Source organism: Variovorax sp. W1I1 (assembly GCF_030815625.1).
GTDB classification, from domain to species: Bacteria; Pseudomonadota; Gammaproteobacteria; order Burkholderiales; family Burkholderiaceae_C; genus Variovorax; species Variovorax paradoxus_C.
Window position 1 is genome coordinate 5,242,220 of sequence record NZ_JAUSWZ010000001.1, and the last position, 23,065, is coordinate 5,265,284.

At 61.9% G+C, this 23,065-nt stretch carries 18 protein-coding genes and 2 riboswitches; of the genes, 1 reads left to right on the forward strand and 17 read right to left on the reverse strand.

Translation table 11 applies throughout. The annotated features are described in order from the left end of the window. Positions 1–139 precede the first annotated feature (139 nt). The 14 genes from QFZ83_RS24570 to rfbB all read right to left on the reverse strand — a co-directional run bounded on the left by QFZ83_RS24570 (position 140) and on the right by rfbB (position 17,566). Positions 140–580, reverse strand: coding sequence for a GtrA family protein (locus tag QFZ83_RS24570; RefSeq protein ID WP_307510798.1), 441 nt, complete (start codon positions 578–580; stop codon positions 140–142). Next, complete coding sequence (locus QFZ83_RS24575; RefSeq protein WP_307510799.1) at positions 577–1,527, reverse strand: NAD(P)-dependent oxidoreductase; 951 nt, start codon at positions 1,525–1,527, stop codon at positions 577–579. Before QFZ83_RS24575 ends, QFZ83_RS24570 begins: the two co-directional genes overlap by 4 nt. Continuing rightward, positions 1,524–2,495 (reverse strand): glycosyltransferase, encoded by a 972-nt coding sequence (locus tag QFZ83_RS24580; protein ID WP_307510801.1) that lies wholly within the window; start codon positions 2,493–2,495, stop codon positions 1,524–1,526. The genes QFZ83_RS24575 and QFZ83_RS24580 overlap by 4 nt, the downstream gene beginning before the upstream one ends. Positions 2,496–2,564: 69 nt before the next feature. Further along, on the reverse strand, positions 2,565–4,130 hold the full coding sequence (locus tag QFZ83_RS24585) for a glucosyltransferase domain-containing protein (RefSeq protein ID WP_307510802.1): 1,566 nt from the start codon (positions 4,128–4,130) through the stop codon (positions 2,565–2,567). A 142-nt stretch (positions 4,131–4,272) separates the two neighbouring features. Beyond that, the gene (locus QFZ83_RS24590; protein ID WP_307510803.1) at positions 4,273–6,516 is read right to left on the reverse strand and encodes a glycosyltransferase; all 2,244 of its coding nucleotides are present in this window, start codon (positions 6,514–6,516) and stop codon (positions 4,273–4,275) included. A 188-nt stretch (positions 6,517–6,704) separates the two neighbouring features. After that, positions 6,705–7,703, reverse strand: coding sequence for a UDP-glucose 4-epimerase GalE (gene galE / locus QFZ83_RS24595; protein ID WP_307510805.1), 999 nt, complete (start codon positions 7,701–7,703; stop codon positions 6,705–6,707). Then, positions 7,700–8,254, reverse strand: a complete 555-nt coding sequence (gene rfbC, locus QFZ83_RS24600; RefSeq protein WP_013539241.1) for a dTDP-4-dehydrorhamnose 3,5-epimerase — start codon at positions 8,252–8,254, stop codon at positions 7,700–7,702. Before rfbC ends, galE begins: the two co-directional genes overlap by 4 nt. A 230-nt stretch (positions 8,255–8,484) precedes the next feature. Beyond that, positions 8,485–11,892 (reverse strand): glycosyltransferase, encoded by a 3,408-nt coding sequence (locus QFZ83_RS24605; protein WP_307510806.1) that lies wholly within the window; start codon positions 11,890–11,892, stop codon positions 8,485–8,487. Between the two features lie 78 nt (positions 11,893–11,970). Further along, positions 11,971–12,897: an NAD(P)-dependent oxidoreductase gene (locus QFZ83_RS24610; RefSeq protein ID WP_307510807.1), complete on the reverse strand. Its 927-nt coding sequence runs from the start codon at positions 12,895–12,897 to the stop codon at positions 11,971–11,973. A 2-nt stretch (positions 12,898–12,899) separates the two neighbouring features. Continuing rightward, positions 12,900–13,616 carry a sugar phosphate nucleotidyltransferase gene (locus QFZ83_RS24615; RefSeq protein WP_013539238.1) on the reverse strand — a complete coding sequence of 239 codons (717 nt, stop codon included), beginning with the start codon at positions 13,614–13,616 and terminating at the stop codon, positions 12,900–12,902. 13 nt (positions 13,617–13,629) lie between these two features. Beyond that, positions 13,630–14,634, reverse strand: a complete 1,005-nt coding sequence (locus tag QFZ83_RS24620; protein WP_013539237.1) for a GDP-mannose 4,6-dehydratase — start codon at positions 14,632–14,634, stop codon at positions 13,630–13,632. Positions 14,635–14,666: 32 nt separating this feature from the next. Continuing rightward, positions 14,667–15,569: a glucose-1-phosphate thymidylyltransferase RfbA gene (rfbA, locus tag QFZ83_RS24625; RefSeq protein ID WP_307510809.1), complete on the reverse strand. Its 903-nt coding sequence runs from the start codon at positions 15,567–15,569 to the stop codon at positions 14,667–14,669. A gap of 39 nt (positions 15,570–15,608) precedes the next feature. Then, positions 15,609–16,499, reverse strand: a complete 891-nt coding sequence (gene rfbD / locus QFZ83_RS24630) for a dTDP-4-dehydrorhamnose reductase (protein WP_307510810.1) — start codon at positions 16,497–16,499, stop codon at positions 15,609–15,611. Continuing rightward, positions 16,496–17,566, reverse strand: a complete 1,071-nt coding sequence (gene rfbB, locus QFZ83_RS24635) for a dTDP-glucose 4,6-dehydratase (protein ID WP_307510811.1) — start codon at positions 17,564–17,566, stop codon at positions 16,496–16,498. The genes rfbD and rfbB overlap by 4 nt, the downstream gene beginning before the upstream one ends. Positions 17,567–17,683: 117 nt before the next feature. Further along, positions 17,684–17,774, forward strand: a riboswitch (glycine riboswitch). Positions 17,775–17,807: 33 nt separating this feature from the next. Beyond that, positions 17,808–17,925: riboswitch (glycine riboswitch) on the forward strand. A 90-nt stretch (positions 17,926–18,015) separates the two neighbouring features. Between rfbB and QFZ83_RS24640 the strand changes: the two genes are divergently transcribed. Continuing rightward, the gene (locus tag QFZ83_RS24640; protein ID WP_307510813.1) at positions 18,016–19,323 is read left to right on the forward strand and encodes a D-amino acid dehydrogenase; all 1,308 of its coding nucleotides are present in this window, start codon (positions 18,016–18,018) and stop codon (positions 19,321–19,323) included. 16 nt (positions 19,324–19,339) lie between these two features. Here the strand turns inward: QFZ83_RS24640 and QFZ83_RS24645 are convergent, their stop codons facing one another. From QFZ83_RS24645 to QFZ83_RS24655, 3 genes are all read right to left on the reverse strand, one after another. After that, positions 19,340–20,749, reverse strand: a complete 1,410-nt coding sequence (locus QFZ83_RS24645; protein ID WP_307510815.1) for an RtcB family protein — start codon at positions 20,747–20,749, stop codon at positions 19,340–19,342. Positions 20,750–20,942: 193 nt separating this feature from the next. Further along, positions 20,943–22,220 carry an FIST C-terminal domain-containing protein gene (locus QFZ83_RS24650; protein WP_306880561.1) on the reverse strand — a complete coding sequence of 426 codons (1,278 nt, stop codon included), beginning with the start codon at positions 22,218–22,220 and terminating at the stop codon, positions 20,943–20,945. Positions 22,221–22,265: 45 nt separating this feature from the next. Further along, complete coding sequence (locus tag QFZ83_RS24655) at positions 22,266–23,039, reverse strand: PhaM family polyhydroxyalkanoate granule multifunctional regulatory protein (protein ID WP_307510817.1); 774 nt, start codon at positions 23,037–23,039, stop codon at positions 22,266–22,268. Positions 23,040–23,065 lie beyond the last annotated feature (26 nt).

Genomic DNA, 23,065 nt, shown 5'->3' on the forward strand with positions numbered 1-23,065 from the left:
AAATTTTTCATGCAACCATCGATCAAGACGCATGACAACGATGACAAGTCGGCCACGGATTCAATAGAAACAGAATGCAAAATTCTTTCATTATTAATTCGTCTTGTCGAATTAGAAGTCAGCCATCGTGGCCGCCGCCCTACTTCACCGCCTGTACCGGTCGAAACACTATATATCTGCTGGCCACGTAGGCGGTAACCGTATACACGGGCATCCCCATCGCCTGCGCAAGATAGCTATTGAGACCGAAATGGTCTATTGCCACAACGACCGCCAGGAGGTTTGCACCATAAGCGACCGCGGTACCAAGAAGAAACTTTGCCACTGCAGGCAGCACGGCCCCCTCGTAGGCAAAGGTCCACCGGCTGTTGAGAAAGAAACTGACGCAGATGCCGACACCGTAGCCGATGGCATTTGCCACGACATCGCCCGCATGAAAGAAATATTTGGCGGCGTAGATCACCGACAGTCCGACCAATGTATTGGCGACACCCACGATGAGGAATCGAATGAACTGAAAAGAGAGAATCTTGTCCGTTTTCATTTTTGTGGCGCCGCGCAAATCAAGATCGCGCTTCATCGGCTGCGAGGATTGGCATGGGTGAATCGCTCGGCTTCGAGCAACTGCGCAACGCCGACCGCCAGACTGCGGATTTTTCGATTTCGGCCTCGGCTCGGCACAACAGAGGAAAATCGGATGCGCCGAGAATAGAGTCCCGATGATTTATTCACTCCCGTTGTAATTCGGGGTGACTTTCTGGCAATTCTTTTGAAGATGGAAATTATTTCGGAAATAGTCGCGGGCTGTTCCGAAGCAATGATCTTCGTCAATACACCAGGGGCCGAATTCAAATCGCGAAGTGTTTCGACGATTTCCAGCGCCGCATCGTCGACCGAGATGTAATCGCGAATGGTGTCGATGGGAACGTAGATTCCTATCGGTTTGTTTCGAACGATGCTGCGCGCAATATGGGTCAAAAGCCCTTGCGCCTTGCCCGTCGCCTGCCCCGCGCCATAGAGCGTGGAAATGCGGGCGAGGAGCACTGTCATTTTTGGATTTGCGGCGCAAAACGAACGCAGCAAATCCTCCTGGCTCAATTTCTCCCGCGCGTAAGCGCAATTGGGCGCGGGCAGGGATGCTTCCGTGATGATCTCGTCCGGACAGGCGCCATAGATCGCGCCCGCGGAGCTTGAGAAAACCAGCGAGCCGGGCATGCCCATCAGCACGGCGTCGGCCGCGATCAATTCAAGCAGCAAAGCCAGCGCACGAGTCTCCGGCACGAGGGCCGCCTCGGAACTGCCCATCGTGCCGGCACCGGCTGCCCAATATATTTCCCAGCGGGCCGCACGGCTCGCGCTGACGGAAAACCCGCGAACCGCAGCCTCGATCTGCAAATGCAGCGCCGATTCATCGGTCCATTGGAATGACTCGCTGGGGGTGAACCGCGCTGTGCCGGCCATCGAGAGTGCGCGGCAAAAAGCCGATCCCAGAAGACCACGAGCACCCAACACCCAAGCTGTTTTCATGGGCGATTCGGCCGGGTCGGTTTGGAGCTCACCACGTAAAGCGGCTTGCCCATCACGATGCCCATCGTCACGGCGAGGTATTCGGCAATCACGCCGAGCGCGGTAAGTATCACGCCCGAAAAGAACGCAACCACGACGGCCAGGGAAGTCCATCCCTCAATGGGAACTTGTCCCGTGTATTTCTTGTACAGGGCGTATATCGCAAAACCGATGGCCAGCAGGATCGAGAAAAAACCAACGATCGTGATCAACCTCAGTGGCCGCGTCCCCGTGGTCAGGACAAGGCTCCAGAAGTGCTTGACCAATGCCAGAAAAGAATAGCCAGAAGGCCGGCCAAATTCTTCCCTGAGCTTCAATGGGCAGTGCCCGACTCGGCCGGTTATCCAAAAAAGCCCCACATCGAGATATACGCCATTCCCGCAGTACGCGGACAAGGTGCGGGCTATTTCACCGTCGATCAATCTGAAGCTGTTGAAACTGCCGATCGATTTATTTCCGAGAAGCCGCGTACTGATGAGTTTTGCAGTCTTGCTGAAGAAGTTTCTGACCAGCCCGTGCGGGGCGGCATTTGTCGGTTGTGCATAAACAAGCTGGAAATTCTCCCGAATTCCCAAATCAATCAAGGCCTTGATGCTTTCCGGGTCCTGCTGGCCATCCTCGTCCATGGTGACCACCCAGTCGCCGGTTGCGCTTGCCATGCCCGCCATCGTCGCAGCGTGCTGCCCGTAATTCCGGGACAACCATATCGGTCGGATAAAGGGATACTTTGCCGCCAGCGCGTCAATGACCGTGTCCGATCGGTCGGGTCCGCAATCGTGCACAAGCAATACTTCGCACACGACGAATTCGTTACCCTCGGGCGAAATTTGAGGCGAATTGAATTTTTCGATTTCCGCAACAACCATGGGAAGCGAGCGCTCCCCCGCATAAACCGGAACGACAATGGATATTCTTTGAAGGTTTTTCATTGAAGCGCGTCAATATTCAAAATCAATTGATGGATTCCAGGCCCGGGCCGCAAGAGCCGCCGAGCTTCTTCAAGGACTTGACTCCAGGCAAACGATTGCCAAATTCCCAACAATAGAAACCGATCGCTGGCTGGGCCAGGCTGGCGCGGTTTTGCAATAATCCTCACCGACGGCAATTTGCGTGCCTTTTGCCGGCTTGAACATATATCCAGAGGCTTCGATCAAGAGCGGCACCCTTGAATAGTCAGGGGCAAGAGCAGATACGTTCATGTCACCGTGAACGGTGCTCAGTTTGGCGGGATACGTTCCTTCGCCTTTGCTCAGGAAAATATACTCAACTTTCGAAAAATCGCTCATTTGCTCCAGACGAGCGACGATTCGATTGATTTTCATTTTCTCCCAGGAATTAAGCCGTTGCTGATCGGCAAAAACCTGGTTATTTTTGAAAACGAAAAATATGACTAGTATCGCCGGGAGCAATGCAAAGGCACCGGCCGGAACTCTCGAAAACATCCGGCGCAATATCGGATAAGCGAGCAAGAAAAACAATCCGATGATCAGCCCAGCCTGCGACAACACGCGCGGCATTGGCCACCAATCCTTGAACGGAAGGATCACGCCAACCGTCGCCGGCACGAGAAGCAAGGCCACAGGCAGGACGGTCAATTTCCTGAGCCATTGCCCATTCGCCCTCGCACTCCGAAAGACTTCAATGCACACCGCCACCCCGGCAACGGCGAGCATTGCGGCAAGAAGGGTTTTCAACCAATGGGCTCCCAATGGCTCGCCGCGCCAATATACGGTGGCCATCAAATCGAAAATCTGCGAAATTCGCTCAGGAACTTCCTTCAATTCGATGAATTTTGCCCGGCTCGTTATTTCGATGGCACCGAGCCGTTTGAACACACTCAGTACTACCAAGAAAACCAAAGCGGAAACAATGCAGACGAGTAGCAAATTAAGAATTCGCCTGCGGTGATCGCTGCCAACTCGAGAATTCACTCCCGACGCATTCACTCCCGGCGCATTTCCTGAAATCTCGCCGAACAGAAAGCAAAAGATGAGCGCCACCGCGAAGTAATTCAAAAACCCCTGGTACACAAACAGCATTCCAGTGGTTGCGGCAAACGAGATCAGAAGGTTCTGGATTTTTTTCTCCCCCTCTGCCCGGGCGGCCGATTCCAGCGTGATGATCGCGAGCAATGTGCCCACGCAATAACCGGGAAGCACCATGCGGAATGTGAGTATTTCAGCAAAGTACGGATGCGCCACCATCAGCGAGCCCGCGATGGCCGCGCCAGGTTTGTCGGCAACTCCAACGAAGCGCAATATCGACAATACAAGCCCCGCCTGCAGCAGCAAGGCAGAAAATCCGAGAGAAACATAAATATCGTTTATGTTCACGCCGAGCGAATCGATGACCCGGTCGATGACCGCAAGGAGGAATCTTCCTTGCGTCAAAAAACCTCCGAATTCTCCTTCCGTGAAGCCTTGCCCGTATAAATAATCGTCGATGGCAAAACCTCGGAAGAGGACGCCGCCTCTTGCGAGCAGTGCAACACCGAAAAATATGAGCAGCAACCTGAGATGCCCGGGCGCCATTCGATTGCTGATTTCAATACCTGATGTTTTCATCGAGCAGGCGATTCGACAACGTCAAATTCGCTTATTCAAATTAATTAATTAATCGACCCATCAATTCCAGACATCGACGAAGGTGTTATTTCGCCAATCCCATGGATCGCCCCTGTCGCCAGATCCACTCGAACGCTTTTTTTCACCGCCTGCCACGAACGAAACGATAGGCCCGCCATGTCCAACGCGCCGCGAGCATGCTGCCCCGAATCATCCAGGGCACCTTGCGCTCCAGCCAACGGGACGCCTTGAGGCTCGCGAAGACGACTTGCTCGTCGTACCGTCCCCTAGGTCCGAAGAGCCCTTGGATGAGCTCCTCGGCCGCGGCCTCGGTATTGTCCGGCGGCTCTTCGATCACCTCCGGTTCTGCACCGGCCTGGTTGCCGGCCACCGCTGCGCCGATTCCGATCAGCAAGTGCCTGGATTTCTGCGCGATCGCCTGGGGAGCACTGGTTCGCAACAGATCGCCGTATTCGATGCGCTTGCGAGCGAGATCGCGCGACGCGTGGACCATCGAATTCAATCTTCTTCTGTAGAAGAAGAAAACATCCGTCGTGACGAGGAATCGCCGGCCCGCATCGCACATCCTCATGAACAGCGACCAGTCTTCGTAGCAGTTCAAACTCTCCACGTATGGGAAATCGTCGAGTGCCGATTTCCTGAACAGCGCCGTCGCGGTAGAGAACCGGTTCTCCAGAAGACCCGCGACCACAGCCTCGCCGGAGAACATCGCGTAGTCGCAGAAGTTCGCCGCCTCCCCCGGTGTGGGCTCTGCCTCTCCGTCGAGGAAGTACCCGGCAGGGGTCACGACGATGTCGAATTCCGTGCTGTTCTCCAGCGCAGCCACGCCGACTTCAAGGAAGCGCGGATGGATCAAGTCATCGGCATCCAGCGTCAGCACGTAGCGGCCCGTTGCAAGACGAACGCCGATGTTTCTCGCCGCCGCCAGGCCGACGTTCGCCGTGAGGCGAGCGATCTTGAGACGGGCGTCTTCCTTGAACGCGAGCTCATCGATCACGCGCAGGCTTTGCGCGTCCGTCGACGCATCGTCCACGACGACGATCTCGATGTTCTGATAGCTCTGGGCGGCCAGGTTGTCGAGCGTCGCCGTCAGGTAGCTTCCCAGGTTGTGGTGCGGCACCACAACGGACACCAGAGGCCGTTCCTGCAGCACACGCCACAGAGGCCTTTGCCTGGCTGCGACATGCCATGGCCAAGGTTCTTGCGCGTACTGCACCGGGGTCAGTTGCGCCTTGTCCTCGAAATTGCGCTCCAGCGCGCCAACCAGTCCATCGACCGTTCCGTCGAATTTCAGGCAATTGACACCGTCACGCCATCGCGTGCCTTCGCCGAAGGCCGGATTCGTTTCATTCAGGATCACTCGTGCGCCCAAGAGCGACGCCTCGATGGCGGCCATCTCGCAAGCAGGCGACACACCGGGGAAAACGACGGTTGCGTTTCCGAGGAGCGCTTCACGCGCGTGCGGCGCCAGTTCCGGGATGAAGCTGGCGCGCTCGCTGAACATCGGCGGAACCAGGCGCTCGATCTGCGCGATGTAGCGCTCGTCCAGGCAATGGCCTGCGAGCTTCATCGAGCCCGTGTAGCTTGGACACTGGCGCATGAACCCGGCAACTCCGCGCACGAAGAGATCGGGACGTTCCGATCTCCGCAGATCGGCGCTGAAGACAATGGTTTGGTCGGAAGCTGGGGAGACCGCCCGTCCCACGCCAGAGACATCGCCAGACAAAACTGGCGGTGCGTGGCAAACGACCCTCGGCTCCCATTCCTCTGGAGAAAAACCAAACATCTCGCGCGTGGCCTCGCTCACTGCAGGGCTCGGCGCAATGACGAAATCGCAATCGCGCAGGCATTTGCGCTCCAGGTCGCTGAGATTCAGATCCTCGATGGACAGCGGCAAGGCCTCGGCATGCATCAACGCGGTGTGAGATCCGCAGAGGCGAACCACGATGGTGGCATCGGGCAGGAAGCCCTGGAGCCGGCTTTCCTGCAGCGTGCAGAAGGCGAGCCCGCCCGCATCCTGAAACTCCAGGTACTGGATCGACTGGTTCTCGCTCAACGCCGAAAGCGCCCTGAACACGCATGCCGAACGCCAGTGCGCAGATGTGTTCGAGTAGGCCGATTCGGGTGGATGCTGACGCGAATCCGTGAATCGATCCTGATCGATGCGGGTATCGACCTCGACGAGTGCCACGTTCGGAAAGGCGGCCTCGAACGACACACGGTCGACGGCTGCGTCGACCATGACCAGGGTCGCACGTTGGCGGTCTGCTTCGTCGAGGGCGCGAAGCAGGTCGGACGTCACCCGGCCTGCCGCGTCAGGTGTGCAGGGAAACAGTCCGGTGGAAACGAAGACGAGGCGATCCATTCAGCCTCCAGGGAACTGGCGATGCCGAGGGACCAGCTCGTGGGTTTGTTTATCCGACGCCCAGGATTTCGCGCCTCGGGCTCTTTGGCAAATTTGAATCAAACGCTATTCCCCACCTTCCCGTTTCGGGATTCTTATTGACCGTCATTCGTCGGCGGATCTTTCCGGCGGCCGCCCCCGCATTCACTTCACTGGCCGTTTGCGGATTGCCATCGCCACGCATCGCGGCACATGTCGTCGAGGTCGCGCTTGGCGACCCACCCCAGCAACTCGTTCGCGAGGCTGACGTCGGCAAAACTGATGCCGATGTCGGCCGTGCGGCGCGACACGATTTCATACGGGATGCGCCGGCCGCTCAGTCGCTCGAAGGCCTTGATCACGTCCATCACCGAAGCACCACGCCCCGTGCCGAGATTGACCACGATGTGCGTCTGATTCCGTTCGAGGAAAGCCAGTGCGGCCACGTGTCCGTCCGCAAGGTCCATGACATGGACGAAATCGCGGATCCCCGTGCCATCGGGGCTCGGGTAGTCGTCGCCAAAGATCTGCACGGCAGGCCTGAGACCCGCGGCAACCTGGCACACGAGCGGCATCAGGTTGCTGGGTGTACCCACAGGGCTCTCGCCGATCAGGCCGCTGTCGTGCGCACCCACCGGATTGAAATACCGCAGCGTTGCAATTCGCCACTGCGAATCCGAACGGCTCAGCTCGTAAAGAAGGTCCTCCACGACCAGCTTGGTGCGGCCATATGGATTGCTCACGGTGAGGGGTGCGCTCTCGGCCACGGGCATCGGCTGCTCGGGGCCATAGACCGTCGCCGACGACGAGAACACCAGGGTCTTGCACCCTGCGCGCTCCATGGCCCCCACGAGGGCAATGGAGCCATGAACGTTGTTGTCGAAGTAATCGATCGGGCGATCGATCGACTCGGTCACGGCTTTCAGGCCGGCGAAATGCAAGACGGCGGAGATCGGGTACTGCGCGAAGATCCGATCGAGCGTCGCCCGGTCGCGGATGTCGCCTTCATGCCAACGCACCGGTTGCCCGGTGATGCGCTCGATGCGTTCGAGGACAACCGGGGTGCTGTTGGAGAAATTGTCCAGAACGACAAATTCGTACCCCGCGCGCGCCAGTTCAACGCATGTGTGAGATCCGATATACCCGGCGCCTCCGGTCACCAGAATCAAGGGCCATCTCCGGCGATGCTTTCGGCAAGCGTTGGTGCCGCGGCGTCCTTGGCGGACAGCACCGGCGAGGCGCCCGAAAGGGGCCAATCGATCCCGATCGCCGGGTCGTTCCACGCGATGCTCCGCTCATGGGCGGGCGCGTAGTAGTCGGTGGTCTTGTAGAGAAAGTCTGCCGTCTCGCTCAATACGAGAAAGCCGTGCGCCAGGCCGGGCGGCACCCAGAGTTGTCGATGGTTGCTTTCGTTGAGCTCCACGCCCACCCATTTCCCGAAAGTCGGGGAGGTTGGCCGGATGTCCACTGCAACGTCGAACACCGCGCCCTGAACCACGCGCACCAGCTTTCCTTGCGGCTGCTTGACCTGATAGTGCAAGCCACGCAGCACGCCCTTGGAGGAACGCGAGTGGTTGTCTTGCTTGAACGCCAGGTCCGAGCCGGTCGCACGGCGGAAAACTTCTTCGTTGTAGCTTTCGAGGAAGAAACCTCGGGCGTCACCGAAGACCTTGGGCTCCAGGATCAAGACGTCCGGAATGATGGTGGGAGAAATCTTCATGCTTCAACGTTGGGGAGAACATCTGCGCCGCAATCGATCGGCTGCGTAGCAGGGATTGTTACGCAAAAACGATCGCTGTCGTCTTTCTGCACGCACCCCGTGTTGGTGCAACCGGAAAGATCAAACAAGGGTGAACGCGAATTTATTTGCGCACTTCCTTTTATTCGAAATTAAACCTTTATCATTCCAAATAAAACACAGCGCGATATCCGCTGTCTGAATGGTTTTCCTCAATTCTTCGAGGCTTTCATCAATTTAACAAGCTCTTCTTCATAGCGTCGGAGCATTTTCTTTATGTCGAACCGGCGCTCGGAAAACTCTCTGGCGCTCAATTTGAAATTATTGAGCTTTTCCTTGTCTGCAGCCAATTCTTCGATTCTTCGAGCAAATTCATCGTAGGCTCCGGGCTCGCACAAATAACCCTGCCGCCCCTCTTCCATCATCTCCGGCAGCGCACCGACTCTTGATGCAACGATCGCCGCGCCGCTCGCCAATGCTTCCATGACGATGTTCGGGCGCCCGTCCAGGCGGGAGGGCAGGCACAGAATGTCGCACGCTTGCAGGTATGGCTTCATTTCCGGCACAGTGCCCCGCAGCAGAAAGCGCCCTGTCGGAAAGTTGGCCGCCGCCACGGCGGCTTTTACTTCTGATTCAAGATGACCGGCGCCGGTCATCAAGAACACGACGTCGATATCCTTGGACAGGCGCTTGGCAATTTCGACAAATCCAAGAGGATCTTTCTCCTCGGACCATCGCCCAAAAAATCCGACCACGACCGACTCGCTGGAAATTTCGTCAAAGCCAACTGGCAATTGGTCGTTTGTCGCGGGCGCATTCTGGTCAAGGTCGACGCCGCTCTCCACCATCTGGATGCGTTCGGGCCTCTCCCCTGCGGCAATCAGCCACTGCCGGACTTCCGAGTTTTCGACAAAGGTGAGATCGATGCAATCGGCATACCTCCGATTGTTGGCGGTATGCCCGACCGTATTGAAAAGCAAATCGGCCACGGCAAGGCGGGGGTGCCTTAATTTCAGCGCCGGCAATTGGTCGTAGACAAAGGCGCTGCCAATCACCCAAAGCAATTGGATATTTTTCGATTGCAGCAGATGATCGATGAAATCCCGCCAGTATTCCTGCTCGAGAAATCTCGGCAAATGGAATATCTCAAGAGTCGCCGATTCAAACCAGGATGTGGTATCGCCGTGCGCCTGGCCCACTGGAACGGTTGTCACAATGGTCACGCGCCAGCCGTTCTTTGCCAATTTCGAGACGATGCCGCTCAATAAACGTTCTGCACCACCTAAAACCAGGAATGGCATCGCAATCAGCAGCGAGGGACCCGCAGTCTGAGTATGAAAACGACGCCGGCTCGCAAAGGATTGGGGCAAGCGTGGCGGCGGCGATGCACCATTCGTTCGCGCGGTGCGAATGGCTTCCTCCGTCAGCACGTCCTCGTTGAAACGATGAACCAGTATTTTCTGTACTTCGTTTTCCAGAACAGCCCGGCTATTGCTCAAGGTTTCGCCGTGGCTGCGGTAAAGAAAAAGAGGTTCGCGAATGCCGATAAAGCGCGCCCCCAGCGCGGCGAGCCTCACCCAAAACAGCCAGTCCTCGTGAACATGTCCGGTCGCCGGATCCGAATCCCGATAGCCGCCCGCCTTGCGCCAAAGGTCCTTGGGATACACCGCGCACGTGAGCGCGTTGTTACCTTCCAGCAACATATCGAGCGTCGGGCGTTCGTGCGGCGTCCAGATTTCCGACTTGTCGCCGAAGAACTGGAGTCCCGGCGAGACCACTTGATAGCCCGAATGCTCCAGCACGAAGACGGCTTTCTCGATGTAGGTAGGGGCGATGCGGTCGTCGGCATCCAGGCAGCAGATGTACTTGCCCCTCGCGTGGCTGATGCCGAAGTTGCGGTTGGCTCCGGCGCGGTACGGCTTGTCCTGCAGCAGCAGCCGCAGTTTGGGCGAGGCCTTGGCGACAGCCTCGACGAGGCGCTGGCGGGATTCGGGAGAGCTCGACCCCCCTTCCACCACGATGATCTCGATGTCGGTAAAGGTCTGCGCTTCGACCGAGCGGATCGCATCGCCCACGACGTGACCGTAGTTGAAGCAGGGAATCACGATGCTGACGAGCGGACGATCCGATGGCCAGTCCGGTCCGCTCGGCGGGTTCACCGCATCCGGCACGACGCCCGCCAGCGGCAGGAGGCGAACCGCCTCCGCGGTGCGCCTTATGGCTTCCAGGCTCCCCGCGCCACTCCCGGCCAGCGCGCGCCGGCGCCTGAATTCCCGAAGGTGGTCGAAGATGCGGCCCCGCAGCGTCCACCACACCAGCTTTGCGAGTTGCTTGGCCCGCCTTGCAGCGCGAGGATTGTTCGTCGCCCAGCGACGCACGGGCGCCGTGGCCCGCCATGCAATGGTTTGCTGCATGGCCTCCAGCCGACCCGCAGTCTCCAGAGCCCGGTGTTCGATGGCGGCGGTCTTCCCGACCTCCTCGGACAGCTTCCTGCGAAGCGCCGCCGCTTCCCCCTCGCGCTCCGCAGCGCGCCTGATCTCGAAGTTGATGGCCTCGGTGGCCTGCGCCGCATTGAGGCGCGCGTCCGCGAGGATCACCTCGACTTCGCTCTTCAGGCGCTGGATCTCGCGGCTCGCGGCCTCGCAATCCGCCGCTTGCACGGCACGGGATTGCAGCCTCTTGAGATCGAACGACCAGAGCTGGGCGATGCGCGCAACCAGCGGCGGCGTGAACTCGCTGCCGTCCAGTCTTGTGAGCGATTGCACCGAAGCCTCGGTCGCCTGACCCGCATGCAGAAGGTGCAGGTGCGTCGAGGCCCTGACCTCATCGGTCGCGGCGCTGTCGAAATCGGCGTTCAGCAAGCGTTCGAAAACGTCGTTGACGCGGGCAGCCTGGCGTTCGTTCTTCGTGACGATGCCTATATAGGTTGAGGCGTAGTCCTTGATGGGAATTTCCGCGCCGGTCAGATGAGCGCCCAGTTCCTTCTCGACGATGTGGCGGATTGACTCCTCGGTCGGATAGTAGATGTGCTCCAGCGAACTGTTCAGCCAGGCCGCGTTGCTGGACTCGGCCGACATGACGGGAACCTCGAACAACAGGAATCCGTCGCCTTTCAGCAGGTCGAGGGCCGCGCGGAATCCGCCGCGCAGATCGAGCAGGTGCTCGAACACCGCGATGGCGGTCACCACGTCGAACGCGGCTCGATGCTCATGCACCAGTTGCGGATCCAGCAGGTCGTTGCCAAGAAGCTTGATGCCCTTGCCCTGCGCCTGACCGGCCGCCTTGGCGTTGACCTCGATGCCGAACTTGTCGAAAGCGTCCGCGAACTTGTCCAGCAGATAGCCGTCCGCGCAACCTATGTCGAGAATCTTTCCGTGATCGGCCAGCAGGCGAACCAGCGCAAACGCCCAGCCCAGCCCATGCTCGGCCATGAAGCTGTAGTTCGCATAGCCGCTGCTCTCTCCGTTCACGTAGTAGTTGTCGTCGTAGTACGCCTCTGTGCTCTCGGGCAAGCGGGCAATCACACCCAGGCCGCAGCGGGTGCACTGCTGGATTTCCATGCCGTCCACCCGAACGGCGAATGGCTTGAAGCTGGTACCGGAGCACGCGTTGCAGATCATCTTTGTGGGTTTGCCTGTGAAAAACGAAGGGCTGTATATCCGGCACCGGGCTGGACACGTTCCTTGCGAGCCTTCGTTCTAGGTTGCGGAGATCGCTTTGCGTGCGCTGTGCAGGATTGCTTCGAGAACGGCATCCATGTCGGAAGGCTCGGTGCGAAGCCCCAATGCCTTCAGCCGGGATGGATCGCCGACGAACGCCCTGACATCGCTGTTGCCGCGCCGCGATTCGTCATGCTGCAATTCGACCGGCACGCCGGAGACTGCAATCAAACGCTGTGTCAGGTCGAGCAGCCGCTGGCCGTCGCCGGTGCAGATGTTCACCACCTCCGCAGAGGCATCGCTCGCCAGGGACAGATCGACGAGAAGCTTCGCAACGATCCGTACATCCATGAAGTCGCGCACGACATCGAGATCGCCGGTCGCGAGCACGCCTCCCTGCCCGCCCATGCTCGCGATCTGGTGCGCGAAGCTTCCCAGGGCCAGGGACTTCGGCATGCCGGGCCCGATGGGATTGAACAGCCGGGCCACCACGACGGACAAGCCGCGTGACGCGGCGATGAAGGCATGGCTTGTCTGAGCCAGCTTGCTGGCGCCGTAAGCCGTGTTGGGGCGGCACGCCACGTCCTCTCGCACAGGCTGAAGGGCGGCGGGCACCGGCCCATATTCGGCCGCACTGCCCGCAAGGACCACACGGGGCTTGAGCGGCATGGCGAGCGCGGCGTCCAGAAGATTGGCCGCGAAGGCCACGTTGGCCTCGTAGAGCTCGCTGTAGGAGGGCGCAGCGGAAACGCCCGCCAGATGCATGACGATCTGCGGCGTCACGGCCAGGAGCAGATCTCGAACATCGGCCGCATCGCCAGGGTTGGAAAGCACACGCCTTGCCTCGCCTGCGACGGCGGCCCGTTCGGTTCTGCTGACGGCGATGGTTTCAAGGCCGCGCGCCCGCAGTTCATCAAGCACCGCCCGTCCGACGAATCCGCTGGCGCCGGTGACAAGCACGCGCATGGTTATTCGGGCAGGAAAAGCTCGCGACTCTCGTCGAACATCTTCTGCGCCGTCGAGTAGTCTTCCGGCCGGCCGATGTCGAGCCAGAAGCTCTCGGGCTGCTGATGGCAGCGAACCTTCTTGCCGGCCGCACTCAGCTTGAGCAACAGGTCCGGCATGTCCAGATGAACGCCCTCGCTGACATGCGGCTTCACTGCATCGCGATTGAGCATGTAGAGGCCCATGCTGACCAGGTGCTTGCTCATGGGCTTCTCGAGGTAGCCCTGTAGATTCATTTCCGCATCGACCTGGATAAGCCCGAAATCGATCTTCACTTCTCTTTCGTAGACGCAGATCGTGGCATCCGACTGCCGCTCGGCATGGGTGCGGATGAGCTGGCCGATATCGAAAGTGGTGAGCAGGTCGCCGTTGGTGACGATGAAGTTCTCGCCGACCTTGTCGATCAATGCGCCGAGCGGGCCGGCCGTACCCAGGGGGCTGTCCTCGAGGCTGTAGTCGATCTTCAGACCGAACCGCGAACCATCGCCGCAGAACGCGCGGATCAGATGATGCAGATGGTTGACCGCAAGGATGACTTCGTCGACGCCGGCACGGCGAAGCTGCCGCAACAGCAGCTCCAGCACGGGCATGTCCCCGAGGGGCATGAGAGGCTTCGGAAACGAGGCGGTGAACGGCTGAAGGCGCGTGCCCTTGCCGCCCGCCATGACGACTGCTTTCATGGTGCTTGCTCCCTTAGACGGTGTAGACCGCGGGGCGGTACAGGTGGATATTGCGCCGGATGAATTCGATGCTCTGGCGCAACCCCTCATCCAGATCGACTTGCGGCGACCATCCCATCAACTTCGCGGCCAGCGCGTTGTCGGAGACGAGCTTCAAGACCTCGCTCTTGTCGGGACGCATGCGCGCGGTGTCCGCAACGATCTCCTTTTCCACGCCCATCAGCTTGAGGATGCGCTCGGCAAAGTGGCCGATCGTGTAGGTCGAGCCGGTTCCGAGGTTGATGGTTTGTCCCTCGATGCCGGGCGTCACCGAAGCGGCGACGAAGCCGGCGACCGTGTCCGTCACGAAGGTCATGTCGCGCTCGGGCGTCAGCGATCCGAGCTTGATCACATCCTGCGTCAGAGCCTGCGAAATGATCGTCGGGATGAATGCCCTGGCCGATTGGCGCGGACCGAAAGTATTGAACGGGCGCAAGGTCACGACGCCGGTATCGAACGAACGGTAGTAGCTCTCGGCGATCTTGTCCGCTCCGATCTTCGAGGCCGAGTAGGGCGACTGCCCTTGCAGCGGATGTTCCTCGTCGATCGGCACGCGCACCGCGGTGCCGTACACCTCGGAGGTGCTCGTGTGGACGACGCGGCGAACCGACAGCCGGCGCGCGGCCTCCACGACGTTGAGCGTTCCCTCGACGTTGGTGCGCACGTAGCTGCGCGGGGCGACGTACGAATACGGAATGGCGATCAAGGCCGCCAGATGGCAGACGACGTCGATGCCCTGCATGGCGTGCATGACGAAGTCGCCGTCATCGATGTTGCCCGCCACGACGCGGAACTGGCCCTTCACGTCATCCGGCGCGAACTCGAGGTTGCCCCAGCTCGATGCAGAACCGTAGCGGACCATGGCCGTCACATCGGCGCCGGCACGCACGAGTGCTTCGACCAGGTGGCTGCCGATGAATCCGCCTGCGCCGGTTACGAGGTACTTCTGACCCGTCAGGGTCTGGCTTGATGAGTGCATGACTTGTATTGCTGAAGGAATTGTTTTAGGTGTCAGAGACCGGATTGAGCGTCTTCGACAAGCAGGCGGTTGAGGTACTTGCCATAGGCGTTTTTTTGCAACGGCGCGGCCAGCCGCGCCAACTGCTCCTTGTCGATGTAGCCGTTGCGCCAGGCGATCTCTTCAGGGCATGCAATCTTCAGACCCTGACGATGCTCCAGCGTGGCAATGAACTGGCCGGCTTCGAGCAGGCTTTCATGCGTGCCCGTGTCCAGCCATGCATAGCCGCGCTGCATGATCTGCACATTGAGCTTGCCCAGGTCGAGGTAGGCCTGGTTGACCGCCGTGATCTCGAGTTCGCCGCGCGCGCTGGGCTTCACGGCCTTGGCGATATCGACGACCTGGTTGTCGTAGAAGTAGAGGCCGGTCACCGCGTAGTTGCTCTTGGGCTTCAGCGGCTTTTCTTCGATGCTGCTGGCCTTGCCGCTGGCATCGAACGCCACCACGCCGTAGCGTTCAGGATCTTGCACGTGATACGCGAACACGGTCGCGCCGGATGGCTTTTCATCGGCATCGGCAAGCAGATGCACGAGGTCGTGGCCGTAGAAGATGTTGTCTCCCAGCACAAGCGCACTGGGATCGTTGCCGAGAAACTTGTCCCCGATGATGAACGCCTGCGCCAGCCCATCCGGGCTCGGCTGCACCGCGTACTGCAAGTTGATCCCCCATTGGCTGCCATCACCCAGCAACTGCTGAAAACGCGGCGTGTCCTGCGGCGTGCTGATGATCAAAATATCGCGCATGCCGCCGAGCATCAGCGTGCTCAGCGGGTAATAGATCATCGGCTTGTCGTACACCGGCAGCAGTTGCTTGCTCATGGCGAGCGTCGCGGGATGCAGGCGGGTGCCCGAGCCACCGGCGAGGATGATGCCTTTGCGTTGCGTCGTTTGGGTCATGGGATGTTCGTTCGTGTCTCTTGTCTTGCTCGACGGATGTCAGAAGGTTTCGCGCAACATGCGGGCGACGCCGGACTGCCACTCGGGCAGCACGAGGCCGAAGGTCGATTGCAGCTTCGTGGTGTCCAGGCGCGAGTTGTGCGGCCGCGTGGCCGGCGTCGGGAATGCTGTGGTGGGCACGGGCTCGACCGCTTCGGGGCCGGCCTTGAGTTCGACACCCGCCGCCTTTGCCTGCTCGATCACGAAGCGCGCATAGCCGTGCCACGTGGTCACACCACCGGCCACCGCGTGATAGAGCCCGGCCTTGGACGGGTCCTGCAGCGTCGCGCGAATGGCGTGCGCGGTGATGTCGGCCAGCAGCTCGGCGCCGGTGGGCGCACCGAACTGGTCGTCGATGACCGTGAGCTTGTCGCGCTCCTTGGCGATGCGCAGCATGGTCTTGGCGAAGTTGCCGCCGCGTGCGGCATAGACCCAGCTGGTGCGAAAGATCAGGTGCTTCGCGCAGTGCTTTGCCACCAGTTGCTCGCCTTCGAGCTTGGTGCTGCCGTAGATGCTGAGCGGACCGGTCGCATCGTCTTCCTTCCAGGGCTTGCTACCGCTGCCGTCGAAGACGTAGTCGGTCGAGTAGTGAACCATCAGCGCGCCGATCTGCTGCGCGGCTTCGGCCACCACGCCGGGCGAGGTGGCGTTGAGCTTGCGGGCAAAGTCGGGCTCGCTCTCGGCCTTGTCGACCGCGGTGTGCGCGGCGGCATTGACGATGACGTCGGGCCGCACCTTCAGCACGGTCTCGGCCAGTTGCTCGGGGCGGCTGAAGTCGGCGTTGAAGTCGGTGCTGTCGAAATCGAGCGCGACCAGTTCGCCCAGGGGCGCGAGGCTGCGCTGCAGTTCCCAGCCGACCTGTCCGCCCTTGCCCAGCAGCAGCAGCTTCATGCCGCCGCCTTCGCGTCGTATTGCTTCTCGACCCATTCGCGGTACGCACCGCTCTGCACGTTGCGCACCCACTCGCCGTTCGCGAGGTACCACTCGACCGTCTTGCGGATGCCGCTGTCGAAGGTTTCGGCGGGCTTCCAGCCGAGCTCGCGCTCGAGCTTGCGCGCATCGATGGCGTAGCGGCGGTCGTGGCCCGGGCGGTCGGTCACGTAAGTGATCTGTTCCTTGTACGGCTTGCCATCGGCCTTGGGGCTCAGTTCGTCGAGCAGCGCGCAGACCGTGGTGACGATCTCGATGTTGGGCTTCTCGTTCCAGCCGCCGACGTTGTAGGTCTCGCCGAGCTTGCCGGCTTCGAGCACGCGGCGGATGGCGCTGCAGTGGTCCTTCACGTAGAGCCAGTCGCGCACCTGCATGCCGTCGCCGTACACGGGCAGCGGCTTGCCTGCGAGTGCGTTGACGATCATCAGGGGGATGAGCTTCTCGGGGAAATGGAACGGCCCGTAGTTGTTCGAGCAGTTGGTGGTGACCACCGGCAGGCCGTAGGTGTGGTGCCAGGCGCGCACGAGGTGGTCGCTGGCGGCCTTGCTGGCCGAGTAGGGGCTGTTGGGCTCGTACTTGTTCTCTTCGGTGAATGCCGGGTCGGTCTTGGAGAGCGAGCCGTAGACCTCGTCGGTCGACACGTGCAGGAAGCGGAAGGCGGCCTTCTGGTCGGCCGGCAGCGCATTCCAGAAACCGCGCACGGATTCGAGCAGGCGGAAGGTGCCCAGCACGTTGGTCTGCACGAAGTCTTCGGGGCCGTGGATCGAGCGGTCGACGTGCGATTCGGCGGCGAAGTTCACGACGGCGCGGGGCTTGTGCTCGGCCAGGAGGCGGTCGAGCAGGGCGCTGTCGCCGATGTCGCCCTGGACGAAGATGTGCTTCGGGTTGTCCTTGAGGGACGCGAGTGTCTCGAGGTTGCCCGCGTAGGTCAGTTTGTCGAGGTTCACGACCGGCTCATCGCTCTGCGCGATCCAGTCGAGTACGAAATTGGCGCCAATGAAGCCTGCGCCGCCGGTTACCAGGATCATGGGGTCCCCTGTTTGTTGTCGAACGATCGCCCTTTGGCGAATGAACGGGAGATTATCCCACCGGCCCACAGGGCCGAAATCCAGGGTTGGCGCATCCGCGGGGCCCCACCTACAATCGCCCCCACTGCAGGAGAGCGGGCCACCCCGGTGGCCCTACCGAAGGCGCAAACTCCCATAAACGCTCAGGTCGGCCCAACGAAGTTCTTTGTAATTTCGGCAAGGGGTCAGTACTGCATCAAATCAAACGCCGTCTGGAGAGCCATCGCACCCCGCAAAGGTGTCGCGATGCACCGAAGGAGCAAACCCGTTGCAAGGCGCAACAGGTGAATCTCTCAGGTATCGAGGACAGGGGGAGCGGCAACTTGGACGGCGGACGTCCGGTTGCTTGCTATTGATTGAATAGCACACCACATCCGCCATTCAAGCGCTGCACCTCAAAGGTACTTGCAATGCGCGTGATCGTTCTTGGCGCCGGCCTGCTCGGCGTGACTTCGGCTTATTACCTCCAGCAACTCGGCCACGAAGTGACCGTCATCGACCGGCAGGCCACCCCGGCCGCCGAAACCAGCTTCGCCAACGGCGGGCAGATCTCCGTGAGCCATGCCGAACCCTGGGCCAACCCCAGCGCGCCGCTCAAGGTGCTGCAGTGGCTGGGCAAGGAAGACGCCCCGCTGCTCTTTCGCATCCGCGCCGACATGCGCCAGTGGCTCTGGGGCCTGCAGTTCCTGCGCGAGTGCACCCCGGCGCGCACGAAGCACAACATCGAGCAGATCGTGCGCCTGGGCACCTACAGCCGCGACACGCTGCAACAGCTGCGCCGCGATACGGGCCTGAGCTACGACCAGCGCACCCAAGGCATCCTGCATTTCTATACGACGCAGAAGGAGTTCGACGGCGCACTCAAGCCGGCCGAGCAGATGCGCGCCCTCGGCTGCGAACGGCTGGTGATCTCGGCCGACGAGGCGGTGAAGATCGAGCCCGCCCTCGCCCACATCCGGCCCCAGCTGGCCGGCGCCACCTACACGGCCGAGGACGAATCGGGCGACGCCAACCGCTTCGCCCGCGAACTGGTCGGCCTCGCGGCCGCGGCTGGCGTGAAGTTCCTCATGAGCCACACGGTCACGGCACTGCGCGAAGCCGGCGGCAGCATCGACCACGTCGAGGCGACCGACAACGAAGGCCGCTTCCAGCGCATCCGCGGCGACGCGTTCGTGCTGGCGATGGGTTCGCTGAGCCCGCTGTACGCGGCGCCACTGGGCATCCGCCTGCCGATCTACCCGGCCAAGGGCTATTCGGTGACGCTGCCCGTGAAGGACGCCTCGAAGGCGCACCAGGTCTCGCTGACCGACGACGAATACAAGCTGGTGTTCTCGCGCTACACGTCCGAGTCGGGCGACCGCTTGCGCATCGCGGGCACGGCCGAACTCAACGGCTACGACCGCGACCTGAACCGCGTGCGCTGCGAAGCCATCGTGCGGCGCGTCGAAGAGCTGTTCCCCGGTGCCGGCGACACCACGCAGGCCCAGTTCTGGACGGGCTTGCGCCCCGCGACGCCGAGCAACGTGCCGATGATCGGCAAGACGAAACTGCCGAACCTGTACCTGAACACCGGCCACGGCACGCTGGGCTGGACGCACGCGTGCGGTTCGGGCAAGTCGATCGCGCGGATCGTGAGCGGGCTCGTGCCGGAGGTGGACTTTGCGTTCACCGGCATGCCGGCGCCGGCACCGCGAATCGCGCAACCCGCATTGGGCTGACAATCGCGGCCCTGGGTCACGCCTTGAAGGTGATCCAGGGTTTCAGCCGCACCGCGCAACGAATCAGGCCCGCGCTTTCCTGTGCGTCGATCACCGCGCCGATGGGCTTGTAGGCCTGCGGCGCCTCCTCGATCCTGCGCTCCTCGCGCAGAGTCACACATTGCCAGCTGGCGTTTTCGTCCTGGTTCGCGGCACCGCGCAAGGCACGCACCTCCTGGCGCCGCATCCGGCGGCCGGCGCCATGGCTGCACGACCACAACCAGTCTTCATGACCCAGGCCGGTCGCGAGGTACGAGTGATCGCCCATCGAACCCGGAATCAGCGCCAGGTCTCCTTCGTGGGCCGGCGTTGCGCCCTTGCGGTGGATGTTCATCCCGTGCTCGCGCAGCACCACGTTGTGCGGCACGTCGACCACGAGCTTCGATGCCGTCGCGCCCAGCAGCTCCGCCATGTCCTTGCGCACCAGTTCGGCCAGCACAACACGGTTGGCCCAGGCATAGCGCGCCGCCACACCCATCGCCTCCAGGTACTCCTCGGCCAACGAACCGGAGAGTCCGTACAGGCCGCTGCGGGGATGGCGCAGGCCCTGCGGCCATTCGGCCTTCGCCCGGTCCATCCAGCGCCCACCGACGTGGAAGCCGATGTCGCGCGAACCGCTGTGAATCATCACCACCACTTCGCCGGCCTTGAGGCCGGCGCGGTAGGCCGCGTGCCGGTCCATCACCTTGTCGACCACCTGCAGTTCCACGAAGTGGTTTCCGCCGCCCGGCGTGCCGAGGCATGGGTCCCGAAAAACCTCGTGGCGCGCGCCGGTGTAAGCCTGCGGCGCATGCCGCGCATTGCCGCCGAAGCTCGCAAGGCCGATGCAGCGGTCGATCTCCGCCTGCAGCCGGTCGCGGTCGCAGGACGACCAGAGCCCGCTGCCCTGAACGGCATCGAGAAATGCGGCCGGCCCCACGTCGAACAGCGCCTTGAAAGCCGCTGTGTGCACCGGCACGTCGCGGCCGTTGTCGAGCAGGCTGCGCGTGAGGCGTTCGATGAGCCGTGTCTTGTGCGGCGCCACCTGGTCCAGCGTGAGGCCGGTGGTCAAGAGGCGCATGCCGCAGTTGATGTCGGTGCCCACCGCTGCGGGAATGACGAAGTCCGCGTCGGTCGCCACGACGCTCCCGACCGGCGCCACGGAGCCCGGATGGAAATCGGGCGTCGCGCAGGCCTTGCAGACGCCCTTCTCGCCATCGGGCGAGCGGACGCTGGCAAAGGCCAGCAACTGGTTCACCGCCTTCTCTTCCAGGGGAAGGCTTTGCGGCAGAAGCACCGTCGCCTGTGAAACCTCGTTGTGCAGGTGATAGACGCCGTCGCGATAGTCGACGGCGATGCCAGCGCGCGAAAAGGTGCGCTGGAGTCTCGAAAAATGATTGCTGCTCATGGCTGCTGTTCCATTGGGGAAACCATGTCGGTTTCCAGCCCCGGCCAGCATTGCGTGGCGAGGCGAAAGAGATCGACCGCGCGCCTCGAGGCGCACGGATCACTCTTTCTTGCAGCAGCAGAGATTCAAGAAAGCGGGCGGATTCTAGCGACGGCGGCCGCGGTCGAAAACCCGGCCGTCGTTTTTTCGCCCGTCAGTCCTTGCTGGTGAACACCGTCAACACGCCGGTATAGCCATACAGGTGATGGCGGGCGATTTCGCCCGCGGCGAAGAAGCCGACCAGCGGCACGTCGCCCAGCGCGTGGCGCACGATCTGCAGTTCGGCGCCCGGTGCGCCGAAGTGCGGGCCGCCGCGCCCGGAGCAGCTCACGTACACCGCGCCTGCGATGCGGCGCGCGGGGTGCGGCGCCGCTTCGGCTTCGCCGGCAGCAACGGCGCGGGCGGTGGCCAGCGTCTGTTCTTCCGGCTCCAGCTCTTCGCGGATCTCCGCGCAGATGCGCATCAGGTCGGCCCGCGCAGCCTGCGCATTGCGGCGGCAGAAGGTCAGCCGCATGCCGGCCTCGGCCGTGTCGGCGATCGCGATGCCGCGGCGCGTCGGGTCCAGGCCGATGATGTGGCGCACCAGCACGTCGGCGCCCAGGTCGCCGGTGCGGCGCACGCCGTCGCTGCCGGCGTCGGCCAAGCCGACCAGCGTGTTGCGCACCGCGTCGATGGCCTCCTGCGGCCGTTCGAGCGACACCTGCAGGTCGGCCAGCAGCACGTCGAGCGCAGGCTCGCCGTCGAGCTTGAGCAGGAGGTTTCCGTCGGCCTCGGTGATCTCGCGCTCGCGCACGCCCGAGCGCAGCGGCTGGCAGCCCTGCGTGACGCGCGAGACCACCCGCACGCCTTCGCCGAACACCACGCCCGACAGGCCACCCGAAAACACGCCACCCGCCGCGCCATGCCCGCGGATGTTGCCGTTGCCGCCCACCGCGAATTGCAGCGCGCCGCCGCGGCCCGACGAGAGTCCGCCAAAGAGATAGCCGGTGTCGACGCGGCCGGCCATCTCGCCGATCAGCTCGGTGAGGTCGGGCGTCGCGGGGTCGGCGTGGACGAGCGCGGTGTGCGCCTCGAAGCCGCTCATTTCCGAATTGCTCAGTGGCGCCACGCCCGAGAACACGCGGTATTGATCGCTCGGCAGTGCGCAGAGCATGAGGCTCATGCCGGGCTCGTCGAAGTACTCGGCGTTGTTGGCCGAGACGCCGATGCCGACGGTGCCCGACCAGTCGGTCACCTCGGGCAACTCGGCGCTCAGGTGATCGAGGATCTCCTGCGCCTCGGACGCGTAGTGGTCGGTGATGTAGAGCAGCCCGAGCGTCGGGGACGACGCGTAGTCGGGCAAGGCCATCTGCGCGCGCAACTGGGCCAGCACGAGGCCGGCGGCCATGCGCCATTGCGGATGGGTGGCATGGCCGGTGGGAAACAACTTCATGATGCGTGCCAACCCGTTCTCTTCAAAAGTGGAATGTGTGGGACGTCAGCGGCGGCCGGTGGTTCGCTTGCGCGCGGCGGCCGACGTCTTTTTCTTTGCGGCGGGCGTTGCCGCCTTTTTGGCCGTGGTTCTTGCCGCAGTCTTGGCCGCGGGCTTCTTCGCGGCGGCCGTCGTCTTGCCCATCGCCTTGCCGACCGCATCGGCCAGCGGCTGGGCCATGGCGGGGACCTTGAGCTGGGCCGCGTCCTGCAACGCGGTGCTGGCGATCTGCTGGAACTGCTCGGTCAGCGAACCCCACCACTGCATCGGATCGACCACGCCGGCGCCGTCGGCTGCAGCCTTGCCGCGCGGCTTTTTCTTCGGCGCCGGTGCTTCTTCTTCCTCGATCTCGGCCTCGTCTTCTTCCTCTTCTTCGACCGGCTCGGGTTCGGGCGCGGCGGCCGCTGCAAAGGGCGCGGGCGCAGGAGCCGCCGTGGCCGCAGCGGCCTGCTTGGTGAACACGCTGGCCAGGTCTTCCATCCGCACGTTCATGCCGCGCAGGGTCGAGAGCGTCATCTTCTGCACCTCGAGCGCCTGGATCGTCGCCTTGAGCGCATGGCCGTTCTGCTCGAGCCAGTACTGCACGGTCTTGAGTTCCTGGATGCGCTTGTCAACCTCTTCCACGCTCAGCGTGGGCGCCACCCAACTGGCCAGGCTCGGGATGCCCGGCACCGACGATGCGGCGCCGGTGCCTGCCGCGGCGCCCCCGGCCAGGTTCTTCAGGAAGTCGAATCCGGGGACGAACTGGCTGAAGTTGAAAGGTTGGCTGGCGTTGGTCATGCGGGAGGTCTCCTGGCTGGGTTTTC